The organism is Allobacillus sp. SKP2-8 (assembly GCF_007559355.1).
GTDB lineage: Bacteria > Bacillota > Bacilli > Bacillales > Alkalibacillaceae > Allobacillus > Allobacillus halotolerans.
On sequence record NZ_VMHF01000013.1, the window covers coordinates 18,944 to 38,994 of the forward strand.

Sequence of the window (20,051 nt, forward strand, 5' to 3'; positions counted from 1 at the left end):
ACAGGTACCCAATTGGGCCTGTACTTCTCTATTGGTTACACCTTAAACCGCTGCACCTGCTCCGTCAGTTCTTCACTGAGTTTCGCTAGTTCTTCAGATGCTCGTGAAATTTCTTCCATTGAGCTTGAAGACTGCTGGGCTGAAGCTGCTGTTTGTTCAATGCCTGCTGCGGATTCCTCGGAGACAGCGGCTATTTCTTGAATGGATGCATTCATGTCGTCGGTGTTCGAGTTCATCGTTCTAATGTTATCGGACACGTTTTGAATGCGTCTGGTCATTTCTTGGATCGATGTTTCGATTTGTTCAAACGTTTCGCCAGTTTGCTCGATTTGTTTGCGGCCTTTTTCGACTTCTGTATAGCCGCGTCTAAGTGATTCGGCGACGTTTGTTGATTCCTTTTGAACGTTGTTGACGATACCTGTGATGCTTGTAACGGATGAGCCGACTTGTTCAGCAAGTTTACGGACTTCATCTGCAACAACGGCAAAGCCTTTTCCGTGTTCACCAGCTCGTGCCGCTTCAATCGCTGCGTTCAATGCCAATAGGTTGGTTTGATCCGCAATATCTTGAATGACAGCGACGAGTTCAGAGATTTGCTCGGTTTGGTCGTTTAGTCCGCCCATTTTTTCAACTGCTGTTTGAACGACTTTGTCGATGTTTTCCATTTGGGTGACGGATTGTTTCATCAAGTCTGCGCCATTGGTTGTCATTTCCAATACGTGCTCGGATGATTCATATGCCTCTTTACTGTTTTCGTTGGCATCACGCATGCGTTCCGTAAATGATTCCATCGATGTCGAGAGGTTCCCGGCACTGCTCGCTTGTGTTTCGCCACCTGATGCGAGTTCTTCCATGGTTGCTGCGATTTGCTCGGAGCCTTCTTTTACTTCTCCAGCGGACTGGGTCATTTCTTCACTTTGTCCAGTTAAATTTTCGGAGGCGTGTTGGACTTGGCCGATCAGTGTTTTCAAGTTTTGTTGCATGTCTTTGACGCCGGTTGAGAGCTGCCCAATTTCATCATTGGATTGGGCTTCTACATCAACGGTTAAGTCACCTTGACTCATTGAATGAACATTTCCAGTCAAATTTTTCAGTGGCACGGTCATTTGTCTCGTGACAAACAAGATAACGGCGATACTAATGGCAATTGCAATGCCCATAACAACAAGGGTTGTTTTCCAAATACCGCTTGCCGCTTCATCATATTCCGATGTATACATCGTGCCGACAATTTTCCATCCCGTTTTTTCACTCGTAGCAAACATCATTTCTTTTGAATCGCCATCATGCATATAACTTTCGTGGCCGTTCTCTGTAGATGCAATTGTGTCTTTCCATGGTTCTGTGATTGGTGTACCCGTTTCTTCTGTTGGGTGAGATAAATAGCGGTTATTTTGATCGATTAAAATGACATAACCTTCTTCTCCGATTTCCATCGTACTTGCTAAAGTTTCGAGCTCTTCTAATTCCACATCGATGCCGACAACGCCGGATTGGTCATTCGTCGACTGAGCGACCGTCACGACCATTTCCTCCGTATCAGCATCTTGGTAAGGTGCTGTGACGATGACTTCTCCAGCTGACTCCATCGCTTTTTTGTACCAGTTGCGTTCAGTTGGGTCGTAGCTCGAATCGTTCATCGTTGGCTGGGAATACATCTCCCCTGCATCCGTTCCGACATAAACGGATGCTGTATCGCTATTCGTCAAAAAATATTGTGATAACATATCATCCATCTGATCTGGTTTGTTATAAGTGAACCGGTTAATGACTGTCGCTAAATAGTTGAGTGTTTCAGCTTTCTGGTTAATTAATTGGTTGATTTCATCGTCAATCACTTGAATGTTTGTCGATGCAGCATTCATCACTTGGTCGGAAATTTCTTCTTTAGCGGCATCGTAGGAAACAATTCCAATCAATAATGAAGGAACAATCAAGATAATTAAAAAGGTAGATAGTAGTTTTGTTCGAATGCTCCAGTCTTTGAATCGCTTGAATCGTTTTTGTTTCGTTTGTTTTTTCTTCATGTTGGATTTCCTTTCTGTCTATGATTATTGGTCGAGTAGTAAATAGATGGTGAGTTCATAGGTTGATTCGATGGTGAATGGGATTGAGAGCGATCGTTTGAAGCCGGTCATGCGCATATCTCCTTCAATAAGTGTCGGTGAAGTGATATCAATGGAAACACTTTGCTCACTGACGATCGTTGCGAGTCTACCAGCGATCATATTGCCGAACTCTCCGCAAAATGAGTTCAGCATTTCTCCGCTAAGTTCCATGCCGAACATGGATTTGCCGATGACACCAAAAGCGGTATGGTCACCGGAAAATAATAATTGACCCTTTACATGGCCGGTAATGCCGATTAACACGCCGAATTGTGTATGTAGTTCCTTTGTGTCCGCGCTTGGCTTTCCCATTTGAACGGGAATCGGGATCGTTTGCTGAATCGATTGAATCGTTCCGTTCAGCAGTGTAGTTATGTTTTTGCTGCTGTTTTCATAAGTTGTCGTCATAAGGTACCCTCTCAATTTTTATGTAGTTTCTTTCTCTACGCCCTCGATTAATGGCAACGTTATTTATATCGGATGATTTGTTGATTTGTTGATGGTTTTGTTGGATAATGTTGAGATTTCGACAAATTCCGCAGTGTTGGTGGCTGATGTCGGGGGGTTCATGCGTTTGTCGAGCGGTTTCGCGCGTTTGTCGAGCGGTTACACGCGCTTGTCGAGCGGTTACACGCGCTTGTCGAGCGGTTCCGCGCGCTTGTCGAGCGGTTCCGCGCGTTTGTTGAGCGGTTTGGCGCGTTTGTTGAGCGGTTTGGCACACTCGTCGAGCGGCTCCGCGCGCTTGTCGAGCGGTTCCGCTCGTTTGTCGAGCGGTTACGTGCGCTTGTCGAGCGGTTACACGCGCTTGTCGAGCGGTTCTGCACGCTTGTCGAGCGGTTACGCGTGCTTGTTGAGCGGCTGAATGCAGTTTTTCAGCGGCTCGATCAAAAGGGCAAACGGCTATGCGCTTTCGGTGGGTGGCCAGCAACCAAGTCACCAACGTTCAATCGCAAAATCTTATGAACATAAAGTGTGCATTTTTCCCTCGGCAAAAATGTTCGATTTAATTCTTTAAACTCCGTTCCGGGCAAACCAAAAAAACTGCACTCCCTCACCAGGAGTACAGTTTTATTCATAGTCAGATGGGTCGATGATCACTAGTTGAATTAAATAGATTAATAGCGCAACCGCGACGGTCAGGAAGCCCCAACCGAGGGTGATTTGTTCGCTTTGCAAGTAGTTGTTGCAAAGTTGGCTGTCAGACATCAAGTATATGAGTCCCATTAGACCGTATTGTAGGGTGAAAAAGACGAATACAGCGTTTTTCCAAAAGTCGGTTAGTTTCGTCCAACTGGCGCGGAGTGGGACACCTGCCAAAAATGCGAGGCTGATGAATTTAAATAGTTCGACGGAATTCATCGTCAGTGCGTCATCCATTGCCCGTGGAATCGACCAATAGGTCATGACGAGTGTAAATAGGATGATTCCCGGGATGCCGTGCTCATTCCATTTGGCGAAAAACTTCGGAAATTTTTCTATGAAGAACGGTGCGATCAAGAAGCCGGATATGGTGATCAAGGGCATTTGCATATGCATATGAAAAATCATAATTGATTCTAGCAAATTGGCGACAGGAGGAAGCATAAGAAATAAAAACATAATTAGCCCGATGATTGGTTGCATGCTTATACCCCCTTCTCGTTGGCTAGAATGGCATTCACTTTATCGGCCGCTTCATCGATTTCCGTATAATCCATGACATCAGTTAAGTTGCCTTCGCGGTTCACTAAATAAAAGGCGGAGTTATGGGTGTAGTGACCGTTATCATCTGGTATGACAATGACACCGAATTCTTCGAGTAGACGGTCGAGTTCATTTTGATCCGGAATTCTCGCCATGCGCCACGTTTCTCCGTCACTTTCAAAATAACCGCGGTATGTCGACAATGTTTCCGGGTCGTCATTTTCCGGGTCGAAACTAATGCTTAAGAAGACGATATCTTCCTCGATTGCTTCTTCGGGAAGTTGTTTATAGACGTTGTACATATTCATCTCAAGTTGCGGGCAAACGCTGGTACAATCGGTGTACATAAACGTAATGAACACGTGCTTGCCTTCAAATTCGGAAAACGAATAGGTGCGTTCATGGCTGTCTTCTAATGTGACTTCCGGAAATTCGGGTTGTGTTTCGATTAAGTCATTGGTCCGGGCGGTTTCTGCGGTGAATGCTTGGAAGCCGTCCGTGCCGATGAAAAACAATCCAAAGCTGAATAGTAAAACGACTGCGATGGAAATTTTCAATGGATTCATTTTGTTCACTTCCTGTCTACAACCTTTTTTGGTCGAGAAGTAAATTAGCAAAAAAAGACCGCTCATTAAGGGGGGAGTCGGCCTCTTTTTTTAGGGAAAACTTTTTTGGATGGATGTTTGATTTATTGTTTCATTGATCTCCCCCAGATCAATAAACCACGATTTTAGCGGTACTGATCCTTCGAATTTACCATGTTTTAAATGGCGGTGATCCTGGTGGTGCGTTAAAGATAAAGTCTGTCAGTGGGATGACATATCCCATGGCGATGACAATCAACATTAGGACGATGATGCGACTCCAGCGTTCTGTCCAGAATGGTGTTTTGTTTCCGCCAACGGCTTCCGGTTCAACCATGAATTCGGATTCGCCTTTTGGTGCACGGAACATTAAGTGGAACATGTTATACACTTGCAGGACGACGGCGATAATCAAGAGTGTTCCACCGACAGCTAGGAAAATCAAGTATGGGTCCCAGCCTAATGCTGTTTCGTTTCCAAAGTAGTTTGAGTAAGATGTTCTTCTTGGTGATCCAAGTAATCCGACAAGGTGCATGGCGACAGACATTAAGGTCATGCCGATGGTCCATATCCAAGTTTGGATGACACCGAGTTTGTTCATTCGTTTTGTCAGTACGCGTCCAGAGACATATGGGACGAGCCAGTAGCTGACTCCGAAGAATGTCAATGCAACGGTCATTCCTAGGGTTAAGTGGAAGTGTCCGACTACCCATAGGGAGTTGTGTACGACTTGGTTCAATTGGTTCGTTGTTTGAACGATTCCACCTGCTCCTGCTGGGATGAATGAAATCATCGCAATCATCGGTGCGAGGAAGCGAACATCGCCCCAAGGTAATTTTTTAAAGAAACCGAAGAGTCCTTTGGCGCCTTTTTCGCGTCCACTTCTTTCAAAGATGGAAAACATCGCGAAGGCTGTCATCAGTGATGGGAATCCGATTGCTAGACTCATAAATACGTGTAGGTATTTAACAGATTCGGTGATCCCTGGGTCTACGATTTGGTGGTGGAATCCACCTGGGATGTTCAAGATAACAAGTAACATGACGACGACTCTTGTCAATGTGTCGCTGAAACGGCGTGTGCCCAGTACTTTTGGAATAATTGTGTACCAAGCCGATACGGCCGTCAGGTACCAAATGTTCACAAGCGTGTGGCCGAATGCCCAGAATAATGTCCGGGAAAGCATGACGTTGATCGTATCCACCCAGCCAAGTGACCATGGAAGAATCATGAATACTTCAATTGCTACGAAGAGACTTGAGAAGAATAGTAGAACGAATACCCCTGTAGCGAAGTAAGAAAGAATCGGTAAGTGCTGCCCTTTGTTTGCTTTTCTCCAATTCGCCACTTGGATGAATGCGCCGAATGCGGCCATCCAGATCCCGACAACGAAGAGGACAAGTCCGATATAGAATACAGGTGATGCTGCCATTGGTGGGTAGAAGGTGTACATGACACTTGCTTCCCCTTGAATGATTGGAATGACAGCTGTTACGGCACCAATGATTTTTAACCAAAATGCGCTCCAGACCATTTTGCGTACTTTCGGTTGTAAGCCGCCCAAGTTATGGGAGAGTGCTGCGTAAAAATAACCGACGACGAAGAATGATGTAAATACGAGTACAAGAAACAGTCCGTGTCCGGTTAAGACTTGGTAGTAATTGAGCCAAGTTGGTAGTTCTAGCAATCCTGCCCGGTTGAGTCCTTGTAGCAAGCCGAGGACCCCACCGACCAATAATGCGATAAATGATATGGAAAAGTAAGATTTCGAGATTTTCGCGTCCGCTGGGTGTGCACCCAACGCTTTTTGTGTTTTCTCTTGTATTTTTTGCGCTAAAGCCATTTGATCTCCCCTCCTTTTAAACCACTGTGATGGTCGTTGCCATTAGTTGGTGACCAGATCCACAATATTCATTACATAGAATCAAGTACTCGCCTGGTTCATCAAACGTTTGAGTGATGGTTTGAATGTACCCTGGCATGACCATCGCGTTGACGTTCGTTCCAGCGATTTGGAATCCGTGGGTCACGTCTTTCGATGTCATTTTAAACGTCACTTCGGAACCTGCTGGAATTTCAATATCTCCTGGGTTAAAGCTGAAAATTTCTAGTGTCATGACGACTTCGTATTTATTTTCGCCTACTTCATAAACACCAGGTTCGGAGAATACTTCATGTTCATCGACCTTTTGTGGATCGATTCTTTCCGTTTCACTTGGTGGTCCCATGCCGAATGCAAAGGTTTGTATTCCGGTTGCAATCATAAAACCTATTATCATTACACTACTGACTGTGAGCCATATTTTTTCATGTTTGAGCATGATTTTTCCCTCCTCTGATTAAATGCCAACTCTTATCATATAAAGCAAGTAATAAACAACGTATAGAGCGAAGATAAACCCACCTACAAAGATTATGGACGACCAGAATGCGCCTCTTTCATCATGTACTTCTTCCATTTCTTTAGCATCCTCGATTTTTGTAACCTTTTGATCTTTCATTGTGTGAGCCCTCCTTATCGATTTGGTACCTTTATTGTAATTGCGAAACCGGTTTCATCCTGTGACCCATATCACGTTTTAGAGATGAATTTAGTTTGTTTGTGACAGAAGTGTGACTGTGGGGGCGGGTGGTTGCGAGTGCTTTGTTGGGTGGCTGGGCGCGTTTGTCGGGTGGGTGGAGTGCTTGATCGGGCGGTTCCGCGCGCTTGTCGAGTGGTTACACGCGTTTGTCGAGCGGTTACACACGTTCGTCGAGCGGTTACACGCGTTTGTTGAGCGGTTCCGTGCGTTCGTCGAGCGGTTCTGCACGCTTGTCGAGCGGTTACGCGCGATTATCGAGCGGTTACACGCGTTTGCCGGGTGGCTCGAACGCTGCATCGGGTGGTTAGCAATTAAATCGCCATCGTTCAATCGCAAAATCTCATGCAAAACCTCAAAAACCTAAAAAGGTGCATTTTTGCCGCGGCAAAAATGGTCTACTTAATCTTTCAAAGAGCATTCATTAGCGGCTTCGCAATTTTTTCGATGGCTTCCCCGTGGAATTCGATGGCTTGGAGCATGTTTTCGATGGCTTCGTCGGAGAATTCGATGGCTGGGCACGCTTTTTCGACGGCTCGACAAAGGAATTCGACGGCTTCAAGCGCTTTTTCGATGGCTAGACAAAGGAATTCGACGGCTGCACGATTTTATTCAGCGGCTGGCCACACGGCAGCCGTTTCCGTACGAAGTCGATCAAAAAGTACATTTTTGCCTCAGCAAAAATGATCCACATAAAAAACACCCAGCCATCCGGCTGGGTGTTTCTCCTAAATTATGCTTCTACTTCTTTTTTTCGTTTCTTTTTACGGTGTGTGAATTTTCGTGATAGATCATCAAAGAACGTATAGACGAGCGGAATGAGCAGCAGTGTAAAGAACATCGATACGAGCAGGCCGAAGATAATGACGACGGCGAGCGGTTGCTGTGCTTCTCCACCTTCCCCGAGTCCGAGGGAGAGTGGGATCATTCCGAGAATTGTTGTCAGTGATGTCATCAGGATTGGTCTGAGACGACTTGCGCCTGCGTCCATAATTGCGCTGAATCGCTCTTGACCTTTTTCACGTAAAATATTGATGTAGTCGACGAGCACGATGGCGTTGTTGACGACGATACCGGCGAGCATGATGACCCCGATGAAGGCTGGGATGCTGAACGGTAAGCCAGTCACAAACAAGCCTAGGATGACACCGACGACTGTTGTCGGCAATGCGAACATGATGACGAATGGATGCAGGAAGTTTTCAAATTGGACGGCCATGACGGCATAGACTAGGAAAATCGAGAAGACGAGTGCTAGGGCTAGGTCGCCAAAGGCTTCTGCCATGTCTTCCGCTTCCCCTCCAATTGAATAATCATACCCTTCCGGCAAGTGCATACTAGCGAGTTTACTTTCTACATCTGCCGTTACGCTTGCGAGATCTCGGTCTAAAATTTCACTGGAGACCGTGATGGTTCGCTGTTGGTTTTGTCTCGTCAAGCTGGCTGGGCCAATCTCTTGGTCGATGCTTGCGATGGATGCCAAGCTGACCATGGCGCCAGTCGGTGTTTGGATCAATAAGTTTTCAACATCTTCAATCGTTGACCGCTGTTCTTCCGGTGTCATGACGCGAACATCGAGCTCTTGTCCTTCTGTCCGGAATTGAGTTGCGACGCGGCCGTTGAGCTGCATGCTTACTTGGCCCATCACTTGGTCATAGGTCATACCTAGTTCGGCAGCTTTATTCCGGTCGATGTTGATTTGCATTTCAGGGCGACCTTCATCCGCAGAAGTCCCTGCGTTATGCACACCTTCGACTTCGGAGATTTCAGCAACGGTTTCATCCGCTAGTCGTTTTAAGGTGTCAAAGTCAGGTCCGGTCATTTGAATTTGAATTGGATTGCCTGCACTGATTCCGGCTCCCATGACAGCGACATTGACTTCTCCACCAGGAATATCTTCCACTTGGTCATTCCAGCGTTTCATGACTTCTTCAGTCGTTACGTCTCGCTCGCCGCTTGGAATGAGTTGGATCATATAGCTTCCTGTGTTGGAGCCTCCACCCATCGGGCCGCCTTGGCCTCCGGAACCGACGGACAAATAGTTGGATTCCACGAGATCGGAATCTTTGGCAATGACTTCGTTGACCTGATCAACGACTTCGCGTGTTGCACTGAGTGTCGTTCCGGTTGGTGTTTCTACAGAAATTTCAATTTGCCCTTGGTCCGCTTCCGGGATAAATGCTGCGCCGAGCTGCGGAATGAGGAACAATGTCGCGACAATAATGGCGAGTGTTCCTAATATTGATGTTTTTCGGAAACGTAAAACGCTTCGCAACATTTTTTGATAAATGGCAACGACTTTATCCAAGAACCGGTCGAACCAATAGCGTCTGCCACTGTCTTGCATCGCTTTTGTCAATAGCTTCGATGATAGCATCGGAATTAATGTAATCGATGCGATCAAGGACGCAATCAACGCAAAGGCTACGGTTAATGCGAGTGGCGCAAATATTTCAGATGCAATGCCCTCGACGAAAATGATCGGTAAGAAAACGACCAATGTTGTCGTTGTTGACGCGATCACCGCTGGGGCGATTTCCGATGCACCGAGTCGGGCCGCTTCTTTCATTGAATAACCGCGTTCTCGGTAGGTGACGATATGTTCGAGTATGACGATCGCCGAGTCGACCATCATTCCAATTCCGAGTGCGAGTCCACCCATCGTCAGGATGTTCACGGTTTCACCGGTAAAGTACATTAATGTGAACGTTGAAATGACTGCAATCGGAATCGATAAACCGATAACGAGTGTCGCACGGAAGCTTTTCAAGAATAAGAGTAAAATCAATATCGCAAAAACCGCTCCCAGCAATAAGTTTTGGATAACAGAACTGATCGACATCCGGATAAATTCTGCGTTATCGAAAACGGTTTGTGCTTGAATGCCTTCCGGTAGATCTTTCTCTGCTTTTTTAATCGCAGATTGGATTTCATCGGAAACAGAGACCGTGTTGGCATCGGTTTGTTTTAAAATGCTTAAGACAACCGCTTCTTCCCCGTTCACCATCGATAGCCCGCTGGACTCCAATGTTGCTCGTTCAACGGTCGCTATGTCATCCAAGCGGATAAACGTTTGCTGCGGTGTTTGAATTCGCGTTTCACGAATTTGATCGATCGATTCATAGTCCCCAGGAATCCGTAGTTGAAGCTCCTGGTCCCCGCGCTCAATCACACCGGCGGACATCGACTGGTTTGCGCTTTGGACTGCTTGCATGACCTGTTGTGAGTTCATGCCATATTGCGTGAGTTTTTGTTGGTCGAGTTGGACTTGGATTTCTTCCGTCTCTCCACCTTCAATTTGCACGGAACCTACGCCCGCTTGACGCTCGAACAATGGCTGGATATCATTTTCGGCTATGCGTTGCAATTCTGCTTTATCAGAACCCGTCAGTCCGATCCACATCACAGGCATTTGCGCTGGATCAAATCGGAGGACACTCGGTGAATTTGCTGATTCTGGGAGAAATCCACTCACTTGATCGACGGATTCTCGTACGTTCAGTAAGGCATTATCGAGATTTGTATCCATGGAAAACATCATCATCACAAGGGAGCTCCCTGGCTGTGATTGTGCCTGGACTTGCTCGATTCCTTCTATTGTACTGACCGACGATTCGATCGGCTTTGTGACAAGCTCTTCGACTTCCTGTGGCGCGGCACCATCATAGGATGTCGCAACAACTGCAATCGGCAAATCAATTTCCGGAAATAAATCAACGGATAAATTTCTGAATGAAATAAAACCGAGTGCGATAATCGCCAAAATAATCATGATGACGCCGACTGGGCGTTTAATCGACGTTTCGATGAGTTTTTTCATTTAGACGCCCCCCTTTTGAGTTACGTGTTTATTTCTTTCTGTAATAGCTGGTTGGCAAGACATTTATTCGTCCTCCCCGACAATCTGTACCGCTTCGCCGTCAGAAATGGCTGTTTGTCCTGTGATCACGACTTGATCTCCTGCAGACAGATCGCCTTCATTGACAGGTTTGACGGCTGTTTCTTCTGATTGCATCGAAATGACTTCAATGTCGACAGCGACAGCTTTATTGTCGACGACTTTAAAGAGGAGCTGGCCTTCCCCTTGATTAATGACCGCATTGGTCGGAACAACGAGTGCATTTTTTTGGACCATTTCCTCTAATTGAACTTGAGCGGTTGTGCCAATCGGAAAATTGTCTTTCTCTGTAATGTCGATTTCCGCTTCCACGGCAAATAGACCATTTTCTCCTGCTGTTGCAGCCACATTGTTGACTGTCGCTTTTCCTTCATCGTCAACGGCAGACATGCTATAGTCGATTTCATCATCTTTCGCGATAAATTCCCGGTCACTTGCGGTAACTGAGAAATTCAGCAAAACAGAGTCTTCCGCGATAATCACCGCTGCTGGGTCTTCCGTTGAAACTGGACGGTCTTCTTTCATGTTCAAGTTTTGAACTTGGCCATCCATCGGGCTTTCCAGTTCAATCGTTCCATATTGAGGTGACTTGATTTTCGCTAAGACGTCACCCTCCTCAACGGATTCACCTGCTTCCACATGCAGTTCCGTCACTTCACCAGCACCTTGCGGAATCACTGGCATTTGATCACTTGGCGTTGTTCGTGCAATGTATGTGTGTTCTTTCGTGAAATCTTTCTCAGCAGTCTTCGCGACTTCCACTGGAATATCGGCTGCTTCTTCTTCATTGTTTTCGTCTTCATTTGAATCATCACTACATGCGGCTAAAACTAGCGCGGTCATGAGAATCAATGTCATGAAAATACGTTTGAACATGATGTTCACTCCTTACTCCCTCATTATTTTTTATTATGTTTGGTGATATGCCCTTTCGGTGTTTTCCGGTGGGCTTGTGCGTTTTATTTGAGCGGTTGGATGCTCGGTTTGAACGGTTGCGGCGCGTTTTTGAACAGTTAGATGCTAACTTTGAACGGGCACGCCGTGCTTTTGAACGGTTAGGTGCTGACTTTGAACGTTCGCGGCGCGCTTTTGAACAGTTAGATGCTAATTTTGAACGGTTAGACGCTGGCTCTGAACAATCACGCCATGTTTTTGAACAGTTACACGCTAACTTTGAACGGTCGCGGCGCGCTTTTGAACAGTTAGATGCTATCTTTGAACGGTCGCGGCGCGCTTTTAACAGTTAGACAGTTTCATTGAACAGCCAGCACGCCTTCTGGGAAATGCTTTTGATTCGAGGTCTGCCGCTCAGCCCAAGTTGACATTTTATGTTTACGAATCCGTTTTTATGAGATCATCCAATCAATCTCCTGAGGCGGTTCACTTCTGTCCGTGTACTTTCCACTTCTTCGACTAATTGAAGCATCGATTGAATGACGACTGATTGAGTTTGTTCTTTTTGGAACTCCTCTTGCAACACTTGTATCGCCTCAATTGCTTTTTCAGTTGTTTCATTCGATTCGACTTCATTGGATAACTTCCATTCAATCTCTTGCGCAATCAGGGATCTTTCCTGTAAATAATCGGGCAATTCTTGTATCATCGGTTCTTCATTTTGTTGCTGCATGCCGTAGCAAACGTCATCCAATCGTTTGACAGTAAATGCCGCAAGTCGGTCGGTTTCAAAATCAGCATTATCACCGACGAGCCAACTTGCATACCCGTTAACGATTCCATTCAACAAAATTGCGGCATCGTTCAGATATGGCTGAAAGTCTTCACCGTAAATGGCTGCAAGATTTTCTTTTGCCCACTTAAAATTTCTTTGTTTCGATTGTTGAATGAGAGACTCGATATCTTTATCAATCGAAATTTGCCCTTGCATGAGCATCACAATCAATGATTTATTCGACTTCAATAACTCAAAGAAAATTTCAAGTTGCTTTTTGAACGCTTCTCTTGGATCGTCGAATCGCTCTTTTACTTGATCCATTTTGTTTTGCGTCAAACTAGAATAATACGTATAAATTGAAAAAATCAGCTCATTTTTCGATTGAAAATACGTATAGAACGAGCCTTTTGCCACGTTAGCTTTATTGACGATTTCCTGCACCGACGTGGTATGGAAGCCTTTTTTGGCAAATAGCTCAATGCTTGCTTCGATAATCTCGGTTTTTTTATCCTTCAATTCTGTCATCTCCAATAACTAGAATGACCAGTCAGTCATAGTCACTACGATACAGAATTAGATGCTATATGGCAAGTGAAAATATTGTTACACTCCATGAAAAAAACTAGGCTGATCGCCTAGCTTTTTGATGTCTTATTATCTTCTCCTCTCTAATCGCGGATAGCGAGTGAAAATTCATGTCTTCGCTTCAATAGGAGCGCTCTATGCAACGATAGCGTGGAAAAATTTGGCTCTTCCGGTGATTAGGAGCACTCTATTCGACCGTAGCGAGAAAAAATCCAACCCTTCCGTTCAATAGGACCGCTCTATTCGACCGTAGCAAGCAAAATCACGACGCTTCCATTCAATAGGACCGCTCTATTCGACCGTAGCAAGCAAAATCCCAACGCTTTCGTTCAATAGAACAGCTCTATTCGACCGTAGCGAGAAAAATCCCAGCCCTTCCGTTGAATAGAACAGCTCTATTCGACCGTAGCAAGCAAAATCCCAACACTTCCGTTCAATAGAACAGCTCTATTCGACCGTAGCAAACAAAATCACGACGCTTCCGTTCAATAGAACAGCTCTATTCGACCGTAGCAAACAAAATCACGATGCTTCCGTTCAATAGAACAGCTCTATTCGACCGTAGCGAGCAAAAAATCATGCCTACCGTCGAATAGGAGTGCTCACATTTTATCCTAAGAAACTGCCTTTCTTGAAATGACCAAATACGTGACCAGCCATTACGATTTGCTTCGTCAGTTGTTTCTTACTGACGAGTGCTTCATATGTGATTCCGTTGGCGAATGTAATATTGGATATTGACGGGTCATCTGGATGTGCATTGACAGTATGTAAGTGGTTGTATGAAATCCATGCACATTCGATATCCCGCATGATTTTTGTCGGCATAAAAATAAGTCCCTTTTCTGTATCGATGGGAATGGGCGGTTTATGTTTATTTTCTAAGATGGATTTGACGGCTTGCCTTCTTCCGTCTAATGTTGTGCCCCTACTCATGCATGATTGATCGACGATATCGAATGATGTCGATTCGCATAAGTAAAGGTCTTCTCCTTCATAAATTAAGCATTGGTGTGGGTCGACATCAGGGCAAATCATCAGCGTTTTAGCGTTAATTGTGTAATGCTGGATCTTTTGGATGGATCGACTAGTCACTTTCTCTTCACATTCCTTTCTATGTTTTTAACTAAATTTAGGTGAAGAAGCAAATTACTCCTTTTAAATATAGGTGAACTTACAATAATTTTCAATTTATTTTGACAAATATTTGTTCTTATTTAGAACATTTTGCTCATTGTTCTGTAAATTTGTTGGATATTAACTAGGGAGGAGGTGGTTTGTCGAGTGATTGTCTATAGTTGGAGCATTCTAAACAAAAAATGACTGACCTCAGAATTTATCGAAGGCCAGCCATTCATTTGTTTAGTTTTCTTGGTTTTTGTCTTGCTCTTGATCCAATTCATCTTGCATTGGTTCCTCTTCGCTGCCTTGATCACCATTCATACCTTGGTCACCGTTTTCGCCTTGGCCACCACCATTATTTCCTTGGTCACCGTTCATTTCTTGGTCACCATTATCGCCTTGATCGCCGTTCATACCTTGATCACCGTTTTCTTGCTCTTCCATATTATCTTGTTCCTGATTCGTTGGTTCCTCATCTTCAGCGTCAGCACACCCGGCAAGTGCACCCACCACTAAGAAAAGAGCAAGCAACGACTTCATGAGTGATGATTTCATTATGTCCCTCCTAAAAGATTAATCAATCTGTAGTATTTCCAGAGGAGGGTTCTTTAATCAACTTTTTCTGAGAAAATCATTTTATACGCTACTTTCTTTGACGCTGTTTGACGTAAAGCGAGCCTAAAAATATGATACACTTGGTTTAAATAAATTTTTCGGAAACAATCGGGGGATTTAGGTTGAATAAAAAATCTTTTTTGATTTTAGCTGTTGCTTATTCAGCTGTGACGTTCGTATTGAATGATGTTTTTCAAACGACTATCGGAAAAATTTTGATGACAGTCAGTTTCTTAGCACTGATATTCTTAATTTTATGGTTTATATATTCCTTATTTAATTTTTCCATAAAACAATACTTTTATCATCGAAACCATTAAAAAAAGACCAAATCCAAGTGATTTGGCCTTTTTATCATTACTTCTCTGGGTCAACGATGGCAAACATGATCTCCGCTTCGCATGCCAGCTCTCCATCAACGGTTGCTTTCGCTTTTCCTTTTCCAATTGGTCCTTTTAATTTCACCATTTCGACTTCCAATTTCAGTCGGTCGCCTGGTTTCACTTGGCGTTTAAATCGGCATTTGTCGATTCCGGTAAACATGCCAAGCTTGCCTTGGTTTTCTTCCATTTTTAAAATAGCGACTGCTCCGACTTGTGCGAGTGCTTCAACAATCAATACACCAGGCATCACCATGTAGTTCGGGAAATGTCCTTGGAAAAATGGTTCGTTTGCCGTAACGTTTTTGTATCCGACTGCACTTTTGCCTTCTTCGACACTTTCGATTTGGTCGACAAGCAAGAAAGGATAACGGTGGGGAATTACTTGTTTAATCTGCTCAATATCCAACATGAAGACTCCTCCTCATTTGATTATTTTCCTTGAATATAATCGTAAATGCTTTCCCAAAATTCAATTTTCAAGACGTCTTGTGGGTTTTCACCGTCACCGATCAAACCGTAGCCAACCATGAGGCCCACGACCAAACCGGCGAAACAAAGGGCAATAACGATCAATAAACGTAACCATACCGGTAAATAACGAATCGGTCCGCGTGGATTCTTTTTCCGTTCTTCCCGTTTGGCTTTTCTCGCTTCTTTCCGATTCTTCGGTTGTTTTGACTCATCATCTTCTTTTGCTGCTTGTCCTGCAACGACTGTAGGGTCGTCAGTTGAATCATTGGCTTTTTCCAGTTCACCCATTTTGAAAATTTTCGTTGCTTCATCACGATTTTGTGGATTAAAAATTTTAACAAAAGGAAGTTCAGCAAGGTATTCCGCTTCAGTCTGTTGCTTCGCTGCCTGTTCCGGTGTCTGTACGGTGTTTTCTTCGACTGGCGTCTGTTCTGCAGTTTCTTCCGCTTCAGCTGGCACCGCTGCGTCCTCGGTTTCAGCCGGCAATTCAGCTTCTTCCGTTTTTGCCGGGAGCTCGGCTTCTTCCGTTTCATTTTCTTCGGAAAGTTCAGCATCTGCTGTGTCTTCTTCATCCCACGGGAAATTGATTTCCGCTTCTCCACCTAAACTTGGCGGAATATCGGACGGTTCCAATTCGCCAACATGGTGCAAGTTGACGGCGCTCTCGCTGACATGTTCATATCCTTCAGCTTGTTTGGCTTCAAGCTCTGCTTGGCCTTCAGGCTTCGGTGGCAACTCGGTGTCTGATTCTGCTTCTAGATTTTCATTCGTTGTTTGCTGTTCGGTTTTTTCTACTTTTTCTGTATCGGTGCGTTCAGTTGAATTGGAGTTGGCACGGGTTTCCTGATCCAGTGTATTCGATTGAATGTCTTTGTTTTCTTGATTTTCATGTTTTTCGTCTGAAGTCATGTGCTTTCCCTCAATTCCTCTTGCTCGTGATTACGAACGCATACTATTGATAAGCCCCATCATTTGGTCGCCGAGTGTAATCGATTGGCTGTTCAATGAATAGGCACGTTGTGATTCAATCATTCGAGTCATTTCCTGTGCGAAGTTGACGTTGGAAGCTTCCAACGATCGTGTATGTAAAGTTACTGCTTCTGCTGGGATTCCTGTTACGATTTCATCTACCGGAACACCCAATCCTTCTGCATCCAAACGGTAATTTCCTCCACCGGCGTTTTCCAACGTCCGCGGTAAGTCAATTTGGACGAGCTGAATATTTGCAACGGTTTCTCTTTGGTCGCCCGTCGTTGTTTCCAAACGTCCATCTGCTGTGATTTCAATTTGATCAAACGTATGATCGATAATAATCGGTCCATCGTTCCCTTGGACAGGATTTCCGTTTGCGTCGGTCAGCATCACTTGTTCATTATCGTTGACAGGCTGTAAATAAAAATTCCCAGCACGTGTGTACTGCTGTTCAGTTTCACCATTGGCGTTCGGTGCGTTGACGACAAAAAATTGATTGGCATGTTCGATCGCGACGTCAAGTGGTCGGTCTGTCGTCTGAATCGTTCCTTGGTCCATCAAAATATTCGTATGAGCCAGTTTAGCACCTGATCCTACTCGGATTCCTTCTGGTGTCATTCGCGGTGAATCGGCATCAAACCTAAGCATATTGTCGATTTGCTGAAACATCAATGATGAGAAATTACTTTGTCGTGCTTTGTAACCATGGGTATTCATGTTCGACAAATTATTGGCGGATTGATCCATCCGATGCTGGAGCTGATTCATCATCGTCGCAGCATTGTACATATTTCTCACGGGCTTTTCCTCCTAATCACCTTAACGTAAACGGCCGACTTGATTCGCCGCTAGATCCAAGCTTTGGTCAAACATCCGAACGACTTGCTGGTTCATTTCGAACATCCGGTACGAACGCATCATTTCCGTCATCATTTGCTGTGGGTCGACGTTCGAGCGTTCCAGCGATCCTTGGCTAATGGAAAAATTCACGCCTTCCGTTGCGCGCGCATCCCCGATTGCTGCGCCTTCTTCAAGTGCCCAAAGATTGTTGCCTTCTTTTGTTAATGCATTGGTATTCTCTTGGTAGGCGATTTGAATGGCTGTATTGTCTACCGGTGAAATGACTTGGCCATTTGCCGTCACTTCAAAGTTTTCTGATCCGGTTTGAATCCGTTCATTATTCGTATCCATTACGTAATACCCGTCTGATGTCGTTAGATAACCCTCTGCATCAACAGTGAAATTCCCGTTCCGCGTCAAGCGTGCTTCCCCTTGTTCATTCGTGACGGTGAAAAACAAAAACCCAGTTTCATCGGGTGTCGTCTGATTGATCAAGGCCAAATCGGTTGAAACACCTGTCTCTTCGACATCTCCTTGAGTAAACAACGGAACATCTTCTTGCATATATGTACCTGTATGAAGGGAGCCGACGATCTGGTTATTCGGTATATTCACGTTTCGCTTTGTCGGAAGCGACTGTGATTGCATGTTCTGGATCAGCATTTCCGGGAACGCTCGGAATGTCCCTCGGTCTTGTTTATAACCCGGTGTTAACGCATTGGACATATTATTCGACAACGAATCTTGATATCGCTGCTGCGCAATCATTCCTGAACCTGCCGTATGCAGTCCTCTTAACATGTTCGTTCCCCCTCATACATTTGTAAATTTTTATTAACCGATTTTCTTTTTCGGTAGTTTATCGATATTGCCAAGCATGATGCCTGTACCTTTTGCAACTGCACTCATTGGATCTTCTGAAATAAATACAGGTACTTTGAGCTCATCAGCTAATAGCTGATCAAGTCCGTGCAACAACGCGCCTCCACCCGTAATGATCACACCGCGGTCGATAATGTCCGCTGATAGCTCTGGTGGTGTTTTTTCAAGAACGGATTTAGCCGCTTGTGTAATTAAGCTGACTGGCTCACGTAACGCTTCTTCAATTTCTGTTGAGTTGACTGTGATGGTTCTTGGCAAACCTGAAATCAAGTCACGACCACGAATATCCAACGATTCATTGCGTCCCTCAGGGAATACAGTCGCTACATTGATTTTAATGTCCTCAGACGTCCGGTCACCGATCAACAATTTATATTTGCGCTTTATGTATTGAAGAATTTCCTGATCGAATTTATCCCCAGCCATTTTGATGGATTCTGAAGTAACGATATCGCCCATCGACAATACTGCAACGTCCGTCGTTCCTCCACCAACATCAATAATCATGTTACCGCTCGGCTGGAAAATATCCATTCCCGCACCGACAGCCGCAACTTTCGGCTCTTCTTCTAAATAAATGCGTTTTCCGCCGCTCTTTTCAGCCGCTTCTTTGATTGCTTTTTGCTCAACCTTCGTAATATTCGTCGGGCAACAAACAAGAATCCGTGGCTTCGAGAACATACCGCGAACATTAATTTTTTCTATAAAATAACGCAACATCGCTTCGGTCACATCAAAATCAGCAATCACACCGTCTTTCAACGGACGAATCGCTTCGATATTTCCTGGCGTACGCCCAACCATCTGACGTGCTGCCTGTCCAACTTCCAAAACTTTTCCCGTATTCCGATCCATTGCAACAACAGCTGGCTCATTCAAAACAATCCCTTTACCTTTAACGTGAATGAGCACATTCGCCGTTCCCAAGTCGATCCCAATATCTCTAGCGAACATGAACGATTGATCCTCCTGACACATGCACAAATTTTAAATTTATTCTATCATCATATTTTATCACTTTTTTTGCAAGGTGTCACATTCTTTTTGGAGTTTGCCGTTTTGGGTGGGAGGTGGGGGATTTAGTGTTATTGGTGGGGGTTTTAGCGTTATTGGTGGAGGTTTCTACGTTGGGGCGGATGTTTTTGCGTGGGGGGCAGGTGTTTTAGCGGTGGGGGCGCATATATTTTGAGTTTGGTCGCATATTTTACGCTCGTAGGTGCATATATTTAAGTTTACGTCTCATAACCCTTTGATATGGGTGCATATCGGGTGGACGTGGGAGCATATCTCGTGAGGTTGGGCGCATATCGGGTGCCCTCTAGCTGAGATGGTGCGCCGGGATCATATATTCTCGCTTTGGTCTCATATATCTTGGACTCGGGAGCATACTCTCTCTCATCGGCTGCATATATCTTTCATTACGGACCATATACGCTATACCAGGGACCATTTATTCACGGACAGGGCGCATATCCACCGCTCCCTAGCTTAGTTGGCGCGCCGGGATCATATTTCTCCGCTTCGGTCTCATAGATCTCAAACATGGGGGCATATTCTCTCTCACCAGGTGCATATATCTTTCTTAACGGACCATATACATCAAAACAGGGACCATATCCACACATTCAGGGCGCATATCCACCAAAATATTAATCGG

21 protein-coding genes are annotated in these 20,051 nt (G+C 44.9%); 4 read left to right on the plus strand and 17 right to left on the minus strand.

Features of this window, described 5'->3' with window-relative positions; translation table 11 throughout:
* Positions 1 to 35: 35 nt before the first annotated feature.
* Both FPQ10_RS09910 and FPQ10_RS09915 read right to left on the minus strand, forming a co-directional pair.
* Positions 36 to 2,027, minus strand: coding sequence for a methyl-accepting chemotaxis protein (locus FPQ10_RS09910; RefSeq protein WP_144163357.1), 1,992 nt, complete (start codon positions 2,025 to 2,027; stop codon positions 36 to 38).
* A gap of 24 nt (positions 2,028 to 2,051) precedes the next feature.
* Positions 2,052 to 2,516, minus strand: a complete 465-nt coding sequence (locus FPQ10_RS09915) for a chemotaxis protein CheX (RefSeq protein ID WP_144163358.1) — start codon at positions 2,514 to 2,516, stop codon at positions 2,052 to 2,054.
* 160 nt (positions 2,517 to 2,676) lie between these two features.
* On the opposite strand from FPQ10_RS09915, the gene FPQ10_RS13520 reads away from it, so the two are divergent.
* Positions 2,677 to 2,970: a hypothetical protein gene (locus FPQ10_RS13520; RefSeq protein WP_370512039.1), complete on the plus strand. Its 294-nt coding sequence runs from the start codon at positions 2,677 to 2,679 to the stop codon at positions 2,968 to 2,970.
* A gap of 206 nt (positions 2,971 to 3,176) precedes the next feature.
* Here the strand turns inward: FPQ10_RS13520 and FPQ10_RS09925 are convergent, their stop codons facing one another.
* The 5 genes from FPQ10_RS09925 to FPQ10_RS13115 all read right to left on the minus strand — a co-directional run bounded on the left by FPQ10_RS09925 (position 3,177) and on the right by FPQ10_RS13115 (position 6,876).
* Positions 3,177 to 3,731, minus strand: a complete 555-nt coding sequence (locus FPQ10_RS09925; protein WP_144163360.1) for a hypothetical protein — start codon at positions 3,729 to 3,731, stop codon at positions 3,177 to 3,179.
* A 2-nt stretch (positions 3,732 to 3,733) separates the two neighbouring features.
* Entirely contained in the window at positions 3,734 to 4,357 is a 624-nt protein-coding gene (locus FPQ10_RS09930; protein WP_144163361.1) for an SCO family protein, read from the minus strand.
* A 187-nt stretch (positions 4,358 to 4,544) separates the two neighbouring features.
* A complete protein-coding gene (locus FPQ10_RS09935) occupies positions 4,545 to 6,218 on the minus strand; it encodes a cbb3-type cytochrome c oxidase subunit I (RefSeq protein WP_144163362.1) in 1,674 nt (557 codons plus the stop codon).
* A gap of 16 nt (positions 6,219 to 6,234) precedes the next feature.
* A complete protein-coding gene (locus tag FPQ10_RS09940; protein WP_186278642.1) occupies positions 6,235 to 6,696 on the minus strand; it encodes a cytochrome c oxidase subunit II in 462 nt (153 codons plus the stop codon).
* 18 nt (positions 6,697 to 6,714) lie between these two features.
* A complete protein-coding gene (locus tag FPQ10_RS13115; RefSeq protein WP_186278643.1) occupies positions 6,715 to 6,876 on the minus strand; it encodes a hypothetical protein in 162 nt (53 codons plus the stop codon).
* A 184-nt stretch (positions 6,877 to 7,060) separates the two neighbouring features.
* On the opposite strand from FPQ10_RS13115, the gene FPQ10_RS09945 reads away from it, so the two are divergent.
* Positions 7,061 to 7,321, plus strand: coding sequence for a hypothetical protein (locus FPQ10_RS09945; protein ID WP_144163364.1), 261 nt, complete (start codon positions 7,061 to 7,063; stop codon positions 7,319 to 7,321).
* Between the two features lie 366 nt (positions 7,322 to 7,687).
* Here the strand turns inward: FPQ10_RS09945 and FPQ10_RS09950 are convergent, their stop codons facing one another.
* On the minus strand, positions 7,688 to 10,774 hold the full coding sequence (locus FPQ10_RS09950; protein WP_144163365.1) for an efflux RND transporter permease subunit: 3,087 nt from the start codon (positions 10,772 to 10,774) through the stop codon (positions 7,688 to 7,690).
* Between the two features lie 63 nt (positions 10,775 to 10,837).
* On the minus strand, positions 10,838 to 11,728 hold the full coding sequence (locus FPQ10_RS09955) for an efflux RND transporter periplasmic adaptor subunit (protein ID WP_144163366.1): 891 nt from the start codon (positions 11,726 to 11,728) through the stop codon (positions 10,838 to 10,840).
* Between the two features lie 74 nt (positions 11,729 to 11,802).
* Here FPQ10_RS09955 and FPQ10_RS09960 point away from each other — a divergent pair, with 74 nt between their 5' ends.
* Positions 11,803 to 12,099 (plus strand): hypothetical protein, encoded by a 297-nt coding sequence (locus tag FPQ10_RS09960; RefSeq protein WP_144163367.1) that lies wholly within the window; start codon positions 11,803 to 11,805, stop codon positions 12,097 to 12,099.
* A 107-nt stretch (positions 12,100 to 12,206) separates the two neighbouring features.
* Here the strand turns inward: FPQ10_RS09960 and FPQ10_RS09965 are convergent, their stop codons facing one another.
* The 3 genes from FPQ10_RS09965 to FPQ10_RS09975 form a co-directional block, all read right to left on the minus strand.
* Positions 12,207 to 13,040 carry a TetR/AcrR family transcriptional regulator gene (locus FPQ10_RS09965; protein WP_186278644.1) on the minus strand — a complete coding sequence of 278 codons (834 nt, stop codon included), beginning with the start codon at positions 13,038 to 13,040 and terminating at the stop codon, positions 12,207 to 12,209.
* Positions 13,041 to 13,718: 678 nt separating this feature from the next.
* Complete coding sequence (locus FPQ10_RS09970; protein WP_144163369.1) at positions 13,719 to 14,204, minus strand: competence protein ComK; 486 nt, start codon at positions 14,202 to 14,204, stop codon at positions 13,719 to 13,721.
* Between the two features lie 267 nt (positions 14,205 to 14,471).
* Complete coding sequence (locus FPQ10_RS09975; protein ID WP_144163370.1) at positions 14,472 to 14,786, minus strand: hypothetical protein; 315 nt, start codon at positions 14,784 to 14,786, stop codon at positions 14,472 to 14,474.
* A 182-nt stretch (positions 14,787 to 14,968) separates the two neighbouring features.
* Between FPQ10_RS09975 and FPQ10_RS09980 the strand changes: the two genes are divergently transcribed.
* Positions 14,969 to 15,166, plus strand: a complete 198-nt coding sequence (locus FPQ10_RS09980) for a hypothetical protein (RefSeq protein WP_144163371.1) — start codon at positions 14,969 to 14,971, stop codon at positions 15,164 to 15,166.
* A gap of 37 nt (positions 15,167 to 15,203) precedes the next feature.
* Here FPQ10_RS09980 and fabZ read toward each other — a convergent pair whose 3' ends face one another.
* From fabZ to mreB, 5 genes are read right to left on the minus strand one after another with little or no spacing between them, the layout of a single operon-like run.
* Positions 15,204 to 15,638: a 3-hydroxyacyl-ACP dehydratase FabZ gene (fabZ, locus tag FPQ10_RS09985; protein WP_144163372.1), complete on the minus strand. Its 435-nt coding sequence runs from the start codon at positions 15,636 to 15,638 to the stop codon at positions 15,204 to 15,206.
* Between the two features lie 20 nt (positions 15,639 to 15,658).
* Positions 15,659 to 16,609 carry a DNA-directed RNA polymerase subunit beta gene (locus FPQ10_RS13370; RefSeq protein ID WP_246569326.1) on the minus strand — a complete coding sequence of 317 codons (951 nt, stop codon included), beginning with the start codon at positions 16,607 to 16,609 and terminating at the stop codon, positions 15,659 to 15,661.
* A gap of 30 nt (positions 16,610 to 16,639) precedes the next feature.
* Positions 16,640 to 17,461, minus strand: coding sequence for a flagellar hook-basal body protein (locus FPQ10_RS09995; RefSeq protein WP_255439867.1), 822 nt, complete (start codon positions 17,459 to 17,461; stop codon positions 16,640 to 16,642).
* Between the two features lie 30 nt (positions 17,462 to 17,491).
* On the minus strand, positions 17,492 to 18,313 hold the full coding sequence (locus FPQ10_RS10000) for a flagellar hook-basal body protein (protein ID WP_144163374.1): 822 nt from the start codon (positions 18,311 to 18,313) through the stop codon (positions 17,492 to 17,494).
* Between the two features lie 33 nt (positions 18,314 to 18,346).
* Entirely contained in the window at positions 18,347 to 19,348 is a 1,002-nt protein-coding gene (mreB, locus tag FPQ10_RS10005; RefSeq protein WP_144163375.1) for a rod shape-determining protein, read from the minus strand.
* Between the last annotated feature and the right edge of the window lie 703 nt (positions 19,349 to 20,051).

Bases quoted from the DNA above. Each gene is read 5' to 3' on its own strand.
- FPQ10_RS09910 (WP_144163357.1), bottom strand. From the start codon at position 2,027: ATGAAGAAAAAACAAACGAAACAAAAACGATTCAAGCGATTCAAAGAC.
- FPQ10_RS09915 (WP_144163358.1), bottom strand. From the start codon at position 2,516: ATGACGACAACTTATGAAAACAGCAGCAAAAACATAACTACACTGCTG.
- FPQ10_RS13520 (WP_370512039.1), top strand. From the start codon at position 2,677: ATGCGTTTGTCGAGCGGTTTCGCGCGTTTGTCGAGCGGTTACACGCGC.
- FPQ10_RS09925 (WP_144163360.1), bottom strand. From the start codon at position 3,731: ATGCAACCAATCATCGGGCTAATTATGTTTTTATTTCTTATGCTTCCT.
- FPQ10_RS09930 (WP_144163361.1), bottom strand. From the start codon at position 4,357: ATGAATCCATTGAAAATTTCCATCGCAGTCGTTTTACTATTCAGCTTT.
- FPQ10_RS09935 (WP_144163362.1), bottom strand. From the start codon at position 6,218: ATGGCTTTAGCGCAAAAAATACAAGAGAAAACACAAAAAGCGTTGGGT.
- FPQ10_RS09940 (WP_186278642.1), bottom strand. From the start codon at position 6,696: ATGCTCAAACATGAAAAAATATGGCTCACAGTCAGTAGTGTAATGATA.
- FPQ10_RS13115 (WP_186278643.1), bottom strand. From the start codon at position 6,876: ATGAAAGATCAAAAGGTTACAAAAATCGAGGATGCTAAAGAAATGGAA.
- FPQ10_RS09950 (WP_144163365.1), bottom strand. From the start codon at position 10,774: ATGAAAAAACTCATCGAAACGTCGATTAAACGCCCAGTCGGCGTCATC.
- FPQ10_RS09955 (WP_144163366.1), bottom strand. From the start codon at position 11,728: ATGTTCAAACGTATTTTCATGACATTGATTCTCATGACCGCGCTAGTT.
- FPQ10_RS09975 (WP_144163370.1), bottom strand. From the start codon at position 14,786: ATGAAATCATCACTCATGAAGTCGTTGCTTGCTCTTTTCTTAGTGGTG.
- fabZ (WP_144163372.1), bottom strand. From the start codon at position 15,638: ATGTTGGATATTGAGCAGATTAAACAAGTAATTCCCCACCGTTATCCT.
- FPQ10_RS13370 (WP_246569326.1), bottom strand. From the start codon at position 16,609: ATGACTTCAGACGAAAAACATGAAAATCAAGAAAACAAAGACATTCAA.
- FPQ10_RS09995 (WP_255439867.1), bottom strand. From the start codon at position 17,461: ATGTACAATGCTGCGACGATGATGAATCAGCTCCAGCATCGGATGGAT.
- FPQ10_RS10000 (WP_144163374.1), bottom strand. From the start codon at position 18,313: ATGTTAAGAGGACTGCATACGGCAGGTTCAGGAATGATTGCGCAGCAG.
- mreB (WP_144163375.1), bottom strand. From the start codon at position 19,348: ATGTTCGCTAGAGATATTGGGATCGACTTGGGAACGGCGAATGTGCTC.